This window comes from Massilia sp. YIM B02769 (assembly GCF_030411995.1).
Taxonomy (GTDB): domain Bacteria; phylum Pseudomonadota; class Gammaproteobacteria; order Burkholderiales; family Burkholderiaceae_D; genus Telluria.
Map to the genome: position 1 here is coordinate 124737 of NZ_JASNRC010000010.1, position 15483 is coordinate 140219.

Consider the following 15483-nt stretch of genomic DNA (forward strand, 5'->3'; position numbering starts at 1 on the left):
CCGGCCGGGCGTCAGCGCTGGCGCGGCGTAAAGGTATAGCTTTCGCCGTGCGCCAGGTAGACGACGCCCTCCTCCAGCCCGGCCGCCTTCACTTCGCGAGCGAAATCCGCCAGCGGCGACTTGAAGACGTCGTAGTCGTCGTAGTGGATCGGGATCGCCTTTTTCGGGCGGATGACCTGCAGCATCTGCACGCCGTCCTTGCCGTCCATCGTGACCTTGAACACGCCCAGGATGCGGGTGCCGCCCAGGTGCAGCAGCGCCAGGTCGATGCCCGGAAAGCGCTGCGGGATGGTCTGGATGTCGTCGTAGACCAGGGTGTCGCCGCTGATGTACATGCGGTAGTCCGGGCTATCGGCGTTCGCGCCGAAATCGAGCACGCTGCCCATCACTTTCGGCAGCAGCACCGCGACCCCGGCCGCGCCATGCCGGCCCGGCGTGGACGTGATGCGCACGCGTGCGTCGCCCTTGGTCACTTCGAGCCGGTCCCACACGCTCAGCGCGAACCGCTGGGTGAAGCCGAGCCGCTTCAGGGCTTCGCTGGCTTCCTTGTTGGTGACGATCGGCGTGTTGCGCGGCAGCTTTTCCTGGACCAGCTTGTCGAAGTGGTCGTCGTGCATGTGCGACAGGATCACCAGGTCGATCGGGGGCAGCTTGTCGAAATCGATGGCCGGATTCGTACGGCGCTGCGAGGTCAGGCCATAGCCGAGGTGGACGTGTTCTCCCTTGTGCAGGAAGTTCGGGTCGGTCATGATGGTCAGGCCGCGGTAGCGGATCAGGACCGTGGCGGTGCCGATGAATTGCACATTTCCGTTCTGCTCGCTTTCCGCGGCCGGGTCGCCGGCCGGCAGCTTCAGGGTATAGGTATCGGCGGTCGCCTGTTCCTGGGCGAACGCGCTGCCGCCAAGGCTGCATACCAGGACGAGGGACAGGAAAGCGCTTCCCAACAAGCGGCAACAAGACATACACACTCCGTCATGACCGAACCGCCACGGGTTCGCGATGTCGGAACGCTACCACGAAGCCCGACAGCACGGCGTCTCTTTGCAAACGGACAAGGTCAGCGCTGGACAGCACGGCACGGCGCATGCAAGGTTGCCGCTTGTGCAAAGCTCAGCGATACTTGCAAGGTTTTGACATTTCATTCATCCGACTTCCTCGTCTTTACGGACCCTCCATGCCAATGACCCGACGTATCCTTTCCCGCGCCGTCATGCTTGCCAGCCTGTCGTTCCCGGTTTCCCTCGCCGCCTCGCTCGCCCAGGCCGCCGGCCCTGCCGCCTCCGCCACGCCTGCTGCTGCTGCGCCGATCCTGGACCGCATCTCGGCCACGGCCATGCGCGGCAACCTGGCTTTCCTGGCCTCGGATGCGCTGGAAGGACGCGGCACGCCATCGCGCGGGCTCGACATCGCGGCCGAGTTCATCGCCTCGCAATTCCGCGCCGCCGGCCTGGAACCGCTGGGCGACGAGCCTTACTTCCAGACCGCCGACTGGAACAAGATCAACCCGCGCCGCGACAAGAACGCCGCGCCGGCGGCACCGGCCAAGGTGCGCAACGTGGTCGGCATCCTGCGCGGCTCGGACCCGGCTCTGAAGGACACCTACATCCTGGTAACGGCCCACTACGACCACGTCGGAACCAAGCCGGGCGAAGGCGACGGCATCTTCAATGGCGCCAACGACGACGGCAGCGGCACGGTCTCCGTGATCGAACTGGCCAAGGCCTTTGCCGCCAACAAGGAACGTCCGAAGCGCAGCATCGTCTTCATGACGGTGTTCGGCGAAGAACACGGCCTGGTCGGCTCGCGCTACTACGGCGCCAATCCGCTGGTGCCGATCGAAAAGACCGTGGCCGGCATCAACATCGAGCAGGTTGGCCGCACCGACGACAGCGAAGGCCCTCAGCAGCGCGCCTTTGCCGTCACTGGTTATGACTTCTCGGATGTCGGCGAGATCCTGAAAAAGGCAGGCGACCAGACCGGCATCAAGGTCTGGAAGCATCCGGTGAACAGCGACAAGTATTTCGCCCACAGCGACAACCAGGCGCTGGCCGACCAGGGCATTCCGGCGCACACGGTGAGCGTGGCCTACGCCTTCCCCGACTACCATGGCGCAGGCGACCACTGGGACAAGATCGACTACGAGAACATGGCGGCGGTCGATCGTACGGTGGCATTGGCGATCTGGCATATCGCCAACAGCAGCGAAGCGCCGAAGTGGAGCAGGAGCAATCCAAAGGCCAGCAAATACCTGGGTATCCAGGAACAGCGCGGCATCAAGCCGCAATAAGCTGCCACTCCAGTTCTCCCGGTCCGGGAATCGCCCGCATTCACGCGGCCGGGAGACGCATGTGGCAGTCCGCCAGTCAGGATAGGAAACGTTTTCGTCTTCCTTCATAGGCCAGGTACACGATCAGGGCGTCGAAACAACACGACGCCGAAGTGCCCATTCAGCCAGCCCCGGACCCGCTATCATCGACGTTGACGCATTCCGCGACCCAGTCCCGGAATCGCTGACGCTTCCTCGCAGATTCTTCCCTGGCGACCCGGATCATCTTCTAACCGGCACCGGCTTTCTGACCGGAGCAGGTGTCATTTCACCGGGGGCAATCATGTCAACTGCGCTGAGCGACATCACTGGACGAATGAAGGAACTGACCTCGGACGAACTGCGGACCTTTGGACACGAAATGCCGCAACTTGTCGATCCAACCGGATTGAAGGGGTTCACGAGTGCGAGTCTCGGCTCCACGCTGCAGCGGCTGCCCGTCGAGGAGAAAGCCGAGGTTCTCATCGATGCCATCAAGGCCCAGCCACAGGCCGAGCGCGAGCAGATTGCCAAGGAGGTCAGCGAAGGCGGATTTCCGCGCCCTACTCCCGGCATGCGCGACCTGCTGTGGCTGGTCGTGGTCTCCGCCTTCGCCATTGTCCTGGTGGGCTCGTTCGTGACGCTTGCCATCGGCGTGTTGTCGGCGCCGACCGGGTCCAGCGTCAAGCCGGAAATCGTGCTGACAATGTTCACGAGTGTGATTGGCTTCCTGGCCGGCCTGTTCGTGCCAAGTCCTGGCCAGAATGGCCGCAACGGGAACAACGGGAATTAAACGCCTGGATGGATGCGAACAAGCTTGGCCTGCCCAGCTGGGTTCGAACCAGCGACCCTCAGCTTAGAAGGCTGATGCTCTATCCAACTGAGCTATGGGCAGTAGGAATCCGGCAGAATAGCCGGATAAACGAAAACGGGCCGTCATGACGACGGCCCGTTAGTAAAACTTGGTCGGAGTACAAGGATTCGAACCTTGGACCCCCTGGTCCCAAACCAGGTGCGCTACCGGGCTGCGCTACACTCCGAATAAGCAGTATCATACTGCTTCACAGGGCGCGCGTCAATGTGCGCGCCTTGTTTCGAGCCGGCCGGCGCCCTGTTCCGTCAGGCAGCCAGCTTGTCGGCGATGCGGCGGGCCATGCTCTCGGCCAGTTCCGCTTCCTTCGCTTCCACCATCACGCGGATCAGGGGCTCGGTGCCGGAGGCGCGGATCAGCACGCGGCCGGCGTCGCCCAACTCGCGCTCGACGGCTTCCTTTTCGGCCACCATGGCGGTGTCCTGGGTCCAGTCGAAGCCCGCTGGCACCTTCTTGTTGATCAGGGTCTGCGGATACAGCTTCAGCTCGCTGCAGCATTCCTGCAGCGACTTGCCGCTGCGCTTGAGTGCCGACAGCACCTGCAGCGCCGAGACGATGCCGTCGCCGGTGGTGTGCTTGTCGAGCGCCAGCAGGTGGCCCGAGCCTTCGCCGCCAAGGATCCAGCCGCGCTCCTGCATCACTTCCAGCACGTAGCGGTCGCCGACCTTGGCGCGTGCGAAGCCGATGCCCATGTTCTTGAACGCGACTTCGAGCGCCATGTTGGTCATCAGGGTGCCGACGGCGCCCGCCACCGGACCGGTGGCCATGCGGTCGCGCACCATCAGGTACAGCAGTTCGTCGCCGTTGTAGACGCGGCCGGTGGCGTCGACCATGATCAGGCGGTCGGCGTCGCCGTCCAGCGCGATGCCGAGGTCGGCCTTGTTGTCGAGCACAGCCTGCGACAGCGCTTTCGGGGCGGTGGCGCCGAAGCCGGCGTTGATGTTGAAGCCGTCCGGCGTGGCGCCGATCGAGACCACTTCGGCGCCCAGTTCATGGAACACGTGCGGCGCGATGTTGTAGGCGGCGCCGTGGGCGCTGTCGACCACGATCTTCAGGCCGCGCAGGTCGAGTTCGTTGGGGAAGGTGCTCTTGCAGAACTCGATGTAGCGGCCTTGCGCGTCGCGCAGGCGGGTCGCACGGCCGAGCTTGTCCGACGGCACGCAATCCATCGGCTGGTCGATCGCTTCCTCGATGGACAGTTCGACGCTGTCCGGCAGCTTGGTGCCATGTTCCGAGAAGAACTTGATGCCGTTGTCCTGGAAGGGATTGTGCGAGGCCGAGATCACGACGCCGGCCTGCAGGCGCAGTGCGCGCGTCAGGTAGGCGATCGCCGGGGTCGGCATCGGGCCGGCCAGCATCACGTCGACGCCGGCGGCCGAGAAGCCCGCTTCCAGCGCGGCTTCCAGCATGTAGCCGGAAATACGGGTGTCCTTGCCGATCAACACGGTCGGACGGGTTGCCGTGGCATTGTCCTTGGCCAGCACCTTGCCGGCCGCGTAGCCGAGGCGCATCACGAAGTCGGGGGTGATCGGCGCCACGCCAACTTGTCCGCGAACGCCATCGGTACCGAAATATTTGCGTGCCATTTGTTTTCTTTCTTGTGGGATCTTAATCAATGGTCGCAGCACGCCATACCTTCAGCGCGTCGACCGTCTCTGCAACATCATGCACTCGCACAATTCTAGCGCCCTGCGCCACCGCAGCCAACGCGCCAGCCAGGCTGCCGGCCATGCGCGCCTCCACCGGACGGCCGGTGACCGCGCCGATCATCGACTTGCGCGACAGGCCGATCAGTACAGGCACGCCAAGCTCATCGGCAATGCGTCCGGTATGGCGCAGCAATGCGTAGTTGTGATCGACCGTCTTGCCGAAGCCGAGGCCGGGATCGACGCAGATGCGTTCGTGGTCGACGCCGGCCGCGACAAGGGCCTGCACGCGTTCGCGCAGGAAGGCGATCACCTCGGCCACCACGTCGGCATAAACCGGCTGGGCCTGCATATCCTGGGGCGTACCCTGCATGTGCATCACGCACAGGCCGCAGTCGCTGTTCACTACAGCCTCGATGGCGCCGGGCGCCCGGAAACCGTTGATGTCGTTGATCATGTCGGCGCCGGCGATGATGGCTTCGCGCATCACCTCGGGCTTGCAGGTATCGACCGACAAGGCTTTACCGGCTTCCTGCAAGGCATACAGGGCCGGCATCACGCGTGCCAGTTCCTCGGCGACTGGGACGCTGGGCGAACCGGGCCGGGTGGATTCACCGCCGATGTCGATCAGGTCGACGCCGCTGGCCACCATGTCCTCGGCGCGCGAGACCGCGAATTCGAGGGCGTGATACTGGCCGCCATCGGAAAAGGAATCGGGGGTGACGTTCAGGACGCCCATGACGAGGGGACGCCGCCCCAGCTCGAAACGGAAGCGGCCGCACTGCAGGAATTGACGCATAAGGAAGAATACAGAGTGTTAACGAGCAAAAGGCATCCAGGGATGCCTTTTGCAGGGGTATTACAAACCGATCAAGCCGGTGCCGGTGCGTTGGTGGCAACGCCGCCCGAACCGCTGTCGCCAGGAGGCGTACGCTTGGTCAGGATGCTGGACTTCGGCGGATGCGGCTCGCGGCCGGCCATGATGTCGTTGATCTGTTCGGCGTCGATGGTTTCCCAGTCGAGCAGCGCCTTGGTCATCATTTCCACCTTGTCGCGGTTTTCTTCCAGCAGGCGGCGCGCCAGCGCATACTGGGTGTCGAGGATGGCGCGGATCTCGGCGTCGACCTTTTGCTGGGTCGCTTCCGAAATCGTCTTGGTGGCGCCACCGAAGAAACCTTCGTTCTCGCTGTCTTCGTAGACCATCACACCCATGCTTTCCGACATGCCGAAGCGGGTGACCATCGAGCGCGCCAGCTTGGTCGCACGCGAGAAGTCGTTCGAGGCGCCGGTCGACATCTGGCCAACAAAAATCTCTTCGGCGATACGGCCACCGAACAGGATGGAGATTTCTTCCAGCATCTTGTCCTTATAGCCGGACAGCGCATCGTGTTCAGGCAGCTGCCAGGTCAGGCCCAGGGCATAGCCGCGCGGCATGATCGTGACCTTGTGCACCGGGTCGGCCTTCGGCAACAGCTTGGCGATGACGGCGTGGCCCGACTCGTGGTAAGCCGTGTTGCGGCGTTCCTCTTCGCGCATGACCATCGACTTGCGCTCCGGACCCATGTAGATCTTGTCCTTGGCGTCTTCGAAATCGAGCATCTCGACCAGGCGCTTGTTGCGGCGTGCGGCGAACAGCGCGGCCTCGTTCACCAGGTTGGCCAGGTCGGCGCCCGAGAAGCCCGGCGTGCCGCGCGCCAGGATGTCGGCTTTCACGTCGGCGCCGATCGGCACCTTGCGCATGTGCACGTTCAGGATCTGTTCGCGGCCGCGGATGTCCGGCAGGCCCACCATTACCTGGCGGTCGAAACGGCCCGGACGCAGCAGGGCTTTATCGAGCACGTCGGCGCGGTTGGTGGCGGCGATCACGATCACGCCCGAAGTGGCCTCGAAGCCGTCCATCTCGACCAGCAGCTGGTTCAGGGTCTGTTCGCGCTCGTCGTTGCCGCCGCCCATGCCGGCGCCACGGTGACGGCCGACCGCGTCGATCTCGTCGATGAAGATGATGCAAGGCGAGTGCTTCTTGGCGTTCTCGAACATGTCGCGCACGCGGGACGCACCCACGCCGACGAACATCTCGACGAAGTCGGAACCCGAGATCGAGAAGAACGGCACTTTCGCTTCGCCGGCGATGGCGCGCGCCAGCAGGGTCTTACCGGTACCCGGAGGACCGACCATCAGCACGCCGCGCGGGATGCGGCCGCCGAGCTTCTGGAACTTGGTCGGGTCTTTCAGGAAGTCGACGATTTCGCTGACTTCTTCTTTCGCTTCGTCGCAACCGGCGACGTCGGCGAAGGTGACGCTGTTGTTCGTTTCATCGAGCATGCGCGCTTTCGACTTGCCGAACGAGAACGCCCCGCCCTTGCCGCCGCCCTGCATCTGGCGCATGAAGAAGACCCAGACGCCGATCAGGAGCAGCATCGGGAACCAGGAGATGAAGACTTGCTGCAGGAACGATGGCTCCTCGGGCGGCTTGACGTCGAAGCGCACGCCATTCTCGCGCAGGTCGCCGATCAGGCCGCGGTCGAGCATGGTGGCGGTGGCGCGCACCTTGGTGTCGTCGGTACGGGTGGCGGTGATGTTCGCGCCTTCGATCACGACGTCCTTCACGCGGCGCGCCTTCACATCGTCGAGCAGCTCGGAATAAGCGATGGTCTTGCTGCCACCGGCCGGGCTGTGATTGTCGAACTGCTTGAACAGCATGAACAACAGCAGTGCGACGACCACCCAGATGGCGGATTTGGAAAACATATTATTCACGAAAACTCCTCCGATGCGATCCGCACCATTACCAGTGAGATTGCCGATTTTACTCGCATTAGACATGCTGTGCTACGAGGCCGCGCCATGGGGCGCACCTCAACATGCCATATTGCCACTTTTTTCAGTTCCGTGCGGCACGACTCACTTATGGGTGGTACCGAACGGAGCATCACGGCGTGCATGTGTGGCTGCGATCTCAAATATCAAGGGCTGGATCGTCTTACGCCGCGGATTTATATTCCACTGGATTCTTCAGACCGCGTCCGAGCAGGAAGATTTCCGAAGACTTGTCGCGACTTGCCTTGGGTTTGATCTGCTTGACGGTCTTGAACTCGGTACGGAACTTCTCGACGATCTGGGTAAAGCCCATATCCTTGAAGCACTTCACCAACAATGCGCCGCCCGGCTTCAGATGCATTTGAGAAAACTCAATCGCGAGGTCGATCAAATGTTCCATGCGCGCGGCGTCGGCCGTGGGAATCCCCGACAGGTTCGGGGCCATGTCGGACAGCACGAGGTCGGTCTTGCGGCCTTCCAGCACCTCGGCGAGTTGGTCTAATACAACATCTTCGCGGAAGTCGCCCTGGATGTAATGGACGTCGGCAATCGGGTCCATCGGCAGGATATCGAGGCCGATGATGGTGCCGTTGATGCCGCCGCCTTCCTTGCCCGCGAGCTTGCGCCGGGTATATTGCGCCCAGCTACCAGGGGTGCAGCCGAGGTCGACAATGACCTGCCCGGACTTGATGAGTTTTTCGCTTTCGTCGATTTCTTTCAGCTTGAAAGCGGCGCGTGCACGGTAGCCTTCTTTCTGTGCCAGCTTGACGTAAGGGTCGTTAATATGGTCGTGCAACCAGTTTTTGTTTAATTTGTTCTTGGCCATTCGCGTAGAATACTGCTTTTATAGGTACATCCAAAAATTATTATGCTTAAACTCACTCCGGCCGAGCGCAGCGCGCTGCGTGCGGAAGCCCATGGGCTCAACCCAGTTGTCATGATCGGCGAAGCCGGCCTGACCGAGTCCGTCATGAAGGAAATCGCCGCCAGTCTCGACGCCCACGGCCTGATCAAGGTCCGCGTCTTCGGCGACGACCGCGAAGCCCGTGTCGCCATGTACGAACAGATCAGCGAAGAACTCGACGCTGCCCAGGTCCAGCACATCGGCAAGCTGCTGGTGCTCTACCGTCCGAAAAAAGAAGCGGTCAAGGAACGCAGCGCCAAGGCCGGCAAGGGCATGCGCGAAGTCACCATCGTCAAGGCCAGCGCCAGCGGCACCAAGAAGCCGAGCGTGACCAAGGTTATGCTCAAGGGCAACGAGCGCGTCACCGCCGGCGGCAACATCAAGCGCGCCAAACCGCGCCAGACCAGCTCCAAGAAATCGGCGCTGAACAAGTAAAAAAGAAACCGGGGATTCCCCGGTTTTTTTTCGTGGGTAGCGGACGTAGGGTGGTCGGCTCTACCGGCGGCAGTTGGGCATTCGAGATGCATGCGCCGCCCACGCGTCGATAGTTGGCGGCAAGATCATCGAGCACGCGAACGGAGCCGATAACGATCGACGCGTGGACGGCAAAGCCGTCCACCCTACGTTCGGGTTTTCAGCAGCAGCACCGCCGCCAGCACGCTTTCGATCAGGTGAAACAGCTGCGACACGCCATGCATCACCGCGAACTTCGTCCACTCCGGCGAAGCGCGGATCCCGGCCGGCCCTGCCGCCTCGCGCATCGCTGCCATCGCCGGCTGCAAGCCAACGTACATGACGAGCGCACAGGCGAGCATTGCCAGCACCAGCAGATTCAGGAAACGCTTGCGCGCCGCATCCAGGTCACCCGAGAAACGCACCAGCACCAGCATCAGCGCGGCGCAAACGAAACTGATCCAGGCCAGCCGGTGCAGGAACGATCCGACGATGTCGCCCGCCACCGTTCCCGACGCCGTCGAGAACACCGCCGGCGCCGCCACGTAGCCCAGCACCCACAGCGCGCCGGCCCACAGCGCCGCAACCAGCAGGCGTACGCCGGCAATACGGGACACAGCGCGCGCCGACATGGCCATCATCAGACGTAACGCACTTCCAGGATTTCGTATTCGCGCGGGCCGGACGGGGCCTGCACTTCGACCACGTCGCCGGCGAACTTGCCGATCAGGGCGCGCGCGATCGGCGAGGTGACCGAGACTTTATTCAGCTTGATGTCGGCTTCGTCGATGCCGACGATCTGGTAGCTCACCTTCTGGCCGTTTTCCAGGTCTTCCAGGTCGACGGTGGAAGCGAAGACCACGCGGCCTTCGGCGTCCAGCGTGGCCGGGTCGATGATCTGGGCGGCGCTCAGCTTGCCTTCGAGTTCGGCGATGCGGCCTTCGACGAAAGCCTGGCGCTCCTTGGCGGCGTCGTACTCCGCGTTTTCCGACAAATCGCCGTGCGAACGCGCTTCGGCGATCGCGTCGATGACGATGCGGCGCTCCTTGGTCTTGAGCTGATGCAGTTCTTCCTTCAGAAGTTCGGCGCCGTATTTGGTGAGCGGTACGGTAGTGTTCATAGATCTGTCGCTTCTGCTGATGTTTGTGGGACGTACAAGTGAAAACCACAGAGGCGCGCGACGCAAGCCGCGCGAACTCTGTGGTTTGACGGGTACTACTTGACTACTAGTTTAAGGTGTTATGCAGGCCTTGTAAATCGTAGACCTTCAACTCGCTCAGGTGACGCATGCCCTGGATCGCCGCTTCCGCGCCGGCGATCGTGGTGTAGGTCACCGCGCGCGCCGCCAGCGCCGAGGTACGGATGGTACGCGAGTCGGAAATCGCGCTGCGTTTTTCCTCGACCGTGTTGATGACCATCTCGATCTCGTGGTTCTTGATCATGTCGACCACGTGCGGACGGCCTTCGATCACCTTGTTCACGGCGGTCACCGGCAGGCCGGCCGCCGCGATCACGGCGGCGGTGCCCTTCGTGGCCACCAGCGAGAAGCCGAGCGACACCAGGTCGCGCGCCACTTTTACCGCGCGCGGCTTGTCCGAGCCCTTCACCGACAGGAAGACCTTGCCCGACTCCGGCAGCTTGATGCCGGCGCCTAGCTGCGACTTCACGAAGGCTTCGCCGAAGGTCTCGCCCACGCCCATCACTTCGCCGGTCGACTTCATTTCCGGTCCGAGGATAGTGTCGACGCCCGGGAACTTCACGAACGGGAACACGGCTTCCTTGACGCTGTAGAACGGCGGCGTCACTTCCTTCGTGATGCCCTGCTCCGCCAGCGTCTGGCCGACCATGCAGCGCGCCGCCACCTTGGCGAGTTGAATGCCGGTGGCCTTCGACACGAACGGCACGGTACGCGATGCGCGCGGGTTCACTTCCAGCACGAACACGGTGTCGACAAGCTTGCCATCGACTTCCGATTGCTGGATCGCGAACTGCACGTTCATCAGGCCGACCACGTTCAGGCCTTTCGCCATCAGCGCGGTCTGGCGCTTCAGTTCATCGATGGTCTCGGCAGACAGCGAGTAAGGCGGCAGCGAGCAGGCCGAGTCGCCCGAGTGCACGCCGGCCTGTTCGATGTGTTCCATCACGCCACCGATGAAGGTGGTCTCGCCATCCGAGATGCAGTCGACATCGACTTCGATCGCATCGTTCAGGAAGCGGTCCAGCAGCACCGGCGAGTCGTTCGACACCTTCACCGCTTCGCGCATGTAGCGCTCGAGGTCGCGCTGCTCGTGCACGATTTCCATGGCGCGGCCGCCCAGCACGTACGAAGGACGCACGACCAGCGGGTAGCCGATTTCGGTGGCCAGGGCCAGGGCTTCGGCTTCGGTGCGCGCGGTACGGTTCGGCGGCTGGCGCAGCTGCAGGTCCTGCAGCAGCTTCTGGAAGCGCTCGCGGTCTTCGGCGGCGTCGATCATGTCCGGCGAGGTGCCGACGATCGGCACGCCGTTCGCTTCGAGGTCCAGCGCGAGCTTCAGCGGGGTCTGGCCGCCGTACTGCACGATCACGCCCACCGGCTTTTCGAGGTCGACGATTTCGAGCACGTCTTCCAGGGTCAGCGACTCGAAGTAGAGGCGGTCCGAGGTATCGTAGTCGGTCGACACGGTCTCCGGATTGCAGTTGACCATGATGGTCTCGTAGCCGTCTTCGCGCATCGCCAGCGCCGCATGGACGCAGCAGTAGTCGAACTCGATGCCCTGGCCGATGCGGTTCGGGCCACCGCCCAGCACCATGATCTTCTTCTTGTCGGTCGGCGCCGCTTCGCATTCCTCGTCGTAGGTCGAGTACATGTAGGCGGTGTCGGTCGAGAACTCGGCGGCGCAGGTATCGACGCGTTTATAGACCGGGCGGATGCCCAGCGCGTGACGGCGCTCGCGCACCGCGGCCTGCGTGGTGTGCATCAGGAAGGCCATGCGCGCGTCCGAGAAGCCCTTCTGCTTGAGCTTGTACAGGGTCGGCTTGTCGAGCGACTCCAGCTTCTGGTGATCCAGCCAGAGTTCGATGTCGACGATTTCCTTGATCTGGATGAGGAACCACGGATCAATTTTCGTCAACTGGTGCACTTCTTCCAGCGTGAAGCCCTGGGCGAAGGCATCGCCCACGTACCAGATGCGTTCCGGGCCGGGCTCGCCCAGCTCTTCCTCGATGACTTCGCGGTCGCGCGTCTTTTCGTTCAGGCCGTCGACGCCCACTTCCAGGCCACGCAGGGCCTTCTGGAAGGATTCCTGGAAGGTGCGGCCCATGGCCATCACTTCGCCGACGGACTTCATCTGCGTGGTCAGGTGCTTGTCGGCCGCCGGGAATTTTTCGAAGGCGAAGCGCGGGATCTTGGTGACGACGTAGTCGATCGACGGCTCGAACGAGGCCGGGGTCGCGCCGCCGGTGATCTCGTTGCGCAGCTCGTCCAGCGTGAAGCCGACCGCCAGTTTCGCCGCCACTTTCGCGATCGGGAAGCCGGTGGCTTTCGAGGCCAGCGCCGAGGAACGCGAGACGCGCGGGTTCATCTCGATGACGATCATGCGGCCGTCTTGCGGGTTGATCGCGAACTGCACGTTCGAGCCGCCGGTGTCGACGCCGATCTCGCGCAGGACGTTGATCGACGCGTTGCGCATGATCTGGTATTCCTTGTCCGTCAGCGTCTGCGCCGGTGCGACCGTGATCGAGTCGCCGGTGTGCACGCCCATCGGATCCAGATTTTCGATCGAGCAGATGATGATGCAGTTGTCGGCCTTGTCGCGCACGACTTCCATCTCGTACTCTTTCCAGCCCAGCAGCGACTCTTCGATCAGCAGCTCCGAGGTCGGCGAGGCTTCCAGGCCGCGCTTGCAGATCGATTCGAATTCTTCTTCGTTGTAGGCGATGCCGCCGCCCGAGCCGCCCATGGTGAACGACGGACGGATGATGGTCGGGAAGCCCAGTTCGCGCTGCACGGCGCGCGCTTCGTCCATCGAGTGCGCCACGCCCGAGCGTGCCGAACCCAGGCCGATCTTGGTCATCGCATCCTTGAACTTGGAGCGGTCCTCGGCCTTGTCGATGGCTTCCGGCGAAGCGCCGATCAGTTCGACGTTGTACTTTTCCAGGATGCCGTGGCGGTGCAAATCGAGCGCGCAGTTCAGCGCGGTCTGGCCGCCCATGGTCGGCAGGATCGCGTCCGGCTTTTCCTTGGCGATGATGCGCTCGACGACCTTCCAGGTGATCGGCTCGATGTAGGTGACGTCGGCCATCTCCGGGTCGGTCATGATGGTCGCCGGGTTGCTGTTGACCAGGATAACCTTGTAGCCTTCGTCGCGCAGGGCTTTACAGGCCTGGGCGCCGGAATAGTCGAACTCCGCGGCCTGGCCGATGACGATCGGGCCGGCGCCGATGATCAGGATGCTGTTGATATCACTACGTTTTGGCATATTATTTTTTCTCCTGCGCTTGCATCAGGCCGATGAAGCGGTCAAACAGGTAGGCAACGTCGGTCGGGCCTGGCGACGCTTCCGGGTGGCCCTGGAAGCAGAAAGCGGGTTTGTCGGTGCGGGCAAAGCCCTGCAGCGAACCGTCGAACAGCGAGACGTGGGTCACGCGGCAGTTTTCCGGCAGGGTTTCCGGGTCGACCGCGAAGCCGTGGTTTTGCGAGGTGATCAAGACCTTCTTCGAATCGAGGTCCTGCACCGGGTGGTTTGCGCCGTGGTGGCCGAACTTCATCTTCATGGTCTTGGCGCCCGAGGCGAGCGCCATGATCTGGTGGCCGAGGCAGATGCCGAAGGTCGGGATGCCCTTTTCAATCAGCTCCGCGGTCGCCTTGATGGCGTAGTCGCATGGCTCCGGGTCGCCGGGGCCGTTGGCCAGGAAGATGCCGTCCGGGTTCAGGGCCAGCGCGTCCTGGGCGGTCGACTCGGCGGGCAGCACGGTGACCTTGCAGCCGCGTTCGGCCAGCATGCGCAGGATGTTGCGCTTGACGCCATAATCGAAAGCGACGACGTGGTATTCAGGATTGTCCTGCCTGCCGAAGCCCTGGCCGAGTTTCCATTCGGTCTCGGTGAAGACGTACGGCTCTTTCACGGAGACGACTTTCGCCAGGTCCATGCCGGCCAGGCCGGGGAAGGAACGGGCCAGCTCGAGCGCCTGCGCTTCGGATGGCTGGTTGCCCTGGGTGCCGGTGAGGATGGCGCCGGCCTGGGCGCCCTTTTCGCGCAGCAGGCGGGTCAGCTTGCGGGTGTCGATGCCGGAGATGGCCACGACGTTCTCGGCCTTCAGGTAGTCCGACAGCGATTGGGTGGAACGGAAGTTCGATGCCAGCAGCGGCAGGTCGCGGATGATCAGGCCTGCGGCGTGGACTTTACCGGCTTCGACGTCGGCGGTGTTGACGCCGTAGTTGCCGATGTGCGGGTAGGTCAGCGTGACGATCTGACGCGAGTAGCTGGGGTCGGTCAGGATTTCCTGGTAGCCAGTGATCGCGGTATTGAAGACCACTTCACCGGTCGTGTGGCCGGCGGCGCCAATGGACACACCTTTGAAAATCGTTCCGTCTGCGAGGGCCAGGATGGCCGGGACGGCTGGGCCAGAAAAAAATGGCGGCAAGGGTAACTCCCAATAAAGTTACCGTAGCGGCGCCACGTCAGACCGACACCCAAGAACCGCGGATGCACGGGTGCAATCCGAGTATGGAGGTCGTTTGGAATGAGGAATGGAAGGTAGGCGCTACGGCAAGTAAGTAGAATGGTTAAACCCCTCAATTATAGCGCGCTTCGAGGGTGGCGGCAATGTACCGACGGCTCGATTTCAGGGGAAATGCGTGTTTTTACTTACCGATGAGCGGGACTTTTCCGGGCGTTAATGGCGTACGGTGGTCGGCTACACCCGGCGGCTGGCGGACACGCTGCCGCTGCGCCGCCCACGCGTTCAATCCGTGCTTGACCTGATGCGGCTATGAGCGAAGCCGGTTGAACGCGTGAACGGCGCAAACGTCGCGTTCATGCAAATAACCGGGTGCAGCCGTCCACCCTACGATCAGCCAACCAGCGCGGCGATCCCCGCCTTGGCGATCTGCGCATCCTGCTCCGACTTCACGCCCGACACGCCCACCGCGCCGATCACGTGCCCATCGACGATCACCGGCACGCCGCCTTCCAGCATGCCTTCGATTTCCGGCGCCGACAGGAAGGACACACGCCCGCCATTGATCACATCCTCATAGATCTTCGACTCGCGGCGGCCGAGCGCGGCGGTCTTGGCCTTGGCTGGCGAGATGTGCGACGACACCGGCGGCGCGCCGTCCAGGCGCTGCAGCCACAGCAGGTGGCCGCCGTCGTCGACGATCGAGAAGGTGACCGCCCAGTTATTCGCCAGCGCTTCGGCTTCGGCCGCGGCCGCGATGATTTTCACGTCTTCCAGGGTGAGGAATGGCTTGGTTTTCATATCGTTTCCTTGTTAAAACTGTTTTGAT

Annotated in this window: 13 protein-coding genes and 2 tRNA genes; 3 read left to right on the forward strand and 12 right to left on the reverse strand. The window is 62.9% G+C overall.

The features are described from left to right. Positions 1-11: 11 nt before the first annotated feature. Positions 12-962, reverse strand: a complete 951-nt coding sequence (locus QPK31_RS17320; protein WP_290424148.1) for an MBL fold metallo-hydrolase — start codon at positions 960-962, stop codon at positions 12-14. 218 nt (positions 963-1180) lie between these two features. Here QPK31_RS17320 and QPK31_RS17325 point away from each other — a divergent pair, with 218 nt between their 5' ends. Together QPK31_RS17325 and QPK31_RS17330 are read left to right on the forward strand one after the other, a co-directional pair. Beyond that, a complete protein-coding gene (locus QPK31_RS17325) occupies positions 1181-2287 on the forward strand; it encodes a M28 family peptidase (RefSeq protein ID WP_290424149.1) in 1107 nt (368 codons plus the stop codon). Between the two features lie 322 nt (positions 2288-2609). Next, positions 2610-3098, forward strand: coding sequence for a hypothetical protein (locus QPK31_RS17330; RefSeq protein ID WP_290424150.1), 489 nt, complete (start codon positions 2610-2612; stop codon positions 3096-3098). Positions 3099-3123: 25 nt separating this feature from the next. On the opposite strand, the gene QPK31_RS17335 is transcribed toward QPK31_RS17330, so the two are convergent. The 6 genes from QPK31_RS17335 to QPK31_RS17360 form a co-directional block, all read right to left on the reverse strand. Then, positions 3124-3200 (reverse strand) — tRNA-Arg (locus QPK31_RS17335). A gap of 68 nt (positions 3201-3268) precedes the next feature. After that, positions 3269-3345: transfer RNA gene (locus QPK31_RS17340), tRNA-Pro, on the reverse strand. A 79-nt stretch (positions 3346-3424) separates the two neighbouring features. After that, the gene (gene glmM / locus QPK31_RS17345; protein ID WP_290424151.1) at positions 3425-4762 is read right to left on the reverse strand and encodes a phosphoglucosamine mutase; all 1338 of its coding nucleotides are present in this window, start codon (positions 4760-4762) and stop codon (positions 3425-3427) included. Positions 4763-4784: 22 nt separating this feature from the next. Then, positions 4785-5621, reverse strand: a complete 837-nt coding sequence (folP, locus tag QPK31_RS17350) for a dihydropteroate synthase (RefSeq protein ID WP_290424152.1) — start codon at positions 5619-5621, stop codon at positions 4785-4787. Between the two features lie 71 nt (positions 5622-5692). Then, positions 5693-7579, reverse strand: a complete 1887-nt coding sequence (gene ftsH, locus QPK31_RS17355) for an ATP-dependent zinc metalloprotease FtsH (protein ID WP_229435089.1) — start codon at positions 7577-7579, stop codon at positions 5693-5695. 223 nt (positions 7580-7802) lie between these two features. Beyond that, entirely contained in the window at positions 7803-8465 is a 663-nt protein-coding gene (locus QPK31_RS17360; RefSeq protein WP_290424153.1) for an RlmE family RNA methyltransferase, read from the reverse strand. A gap of 42 nt (positions 8466-8507) precedes the next feature. On the opposite strand from QPK31_RS17360, the gene yhbY reads away from it, so the two are divergent. After that, positions 8508-8978: a ribosome assembly RNA-binding protein YhbY gene (gene yhbY, locus QPK31_RS17365; protein WP_290424154.1), complete on the forward strand. Its 471-nt coding sequence runs from the start codon at positions 8508-8510 to the stop codon at positions 8976-8978. Between the two features lie 185 nt (positions 8979-9163). On the opposite strand, the gene QPK31_RS17370 is transcribed toward yhbY, so the two are convergent. The 5 genes from QPK31_RS17370 to QPK31_RS17390 form a co-directional block, all read right to left on the reverse strand. Beyond that, positions 9164-9634 (reverse strand): DUF4149 domain-containing protein, encoded by a 471-nt coding sequence (locus QPK31_RS17370; RefSeq protein WP_290424155.1) that lies wholly within the window; start codon positions 9632-9634, stop codon positions 9164-9166. 2 nt (positions 9635-9636) lie between these two features. Continuing rightward, a complete protein-coding gene (greA, locus tag QPK31_RS17375; RefSeq protein WP_229435081.1) occupies positions 9637-10116 on the reverse strand; it encodes a transcription elongation factor GreA in 480 nt (159 codons plus the stop codon). Between the two features lie 106 nt (positions 10117-10222). Continuing rightward, a complete protein-coding gene (carB, locus tag QPK31_RS17380; protein ID WP_290424156.1) occupies positions 10223-13453 on the reverse strand; it encodes a carbamoyl-phosphate synthase large subunit in 3231 nt (1076 codons plus the stop codon). Position 13454: 1 nt separating this feature from the next. Then, a complete protein-coding gene (carA, locus tag QPK31_RS17385) occupies positions 13455-14618 on the reverse strand; it encodes a glutamine-hydrolyzing carbamoyl-phosphate synthase small subunit (protein ID WP_290424157.1) in 1164 nt (387 codons plus the stop codon). Positions 14619-15047: 429 nt separating this feature from the next. Continuing rightward, positions 15048-15455: a heme-binding protein gene (locus tag QPK31_RS17390; protein ID WP_290424158.1), complete on the reverse strand. Its 408-nt coding sequence runs from the start codon at positions 15453-15455 to the stop codon at positions 15048-15050. Between the last annotated feature and the right edge of the window lie 28 nt (positions 15456-15483).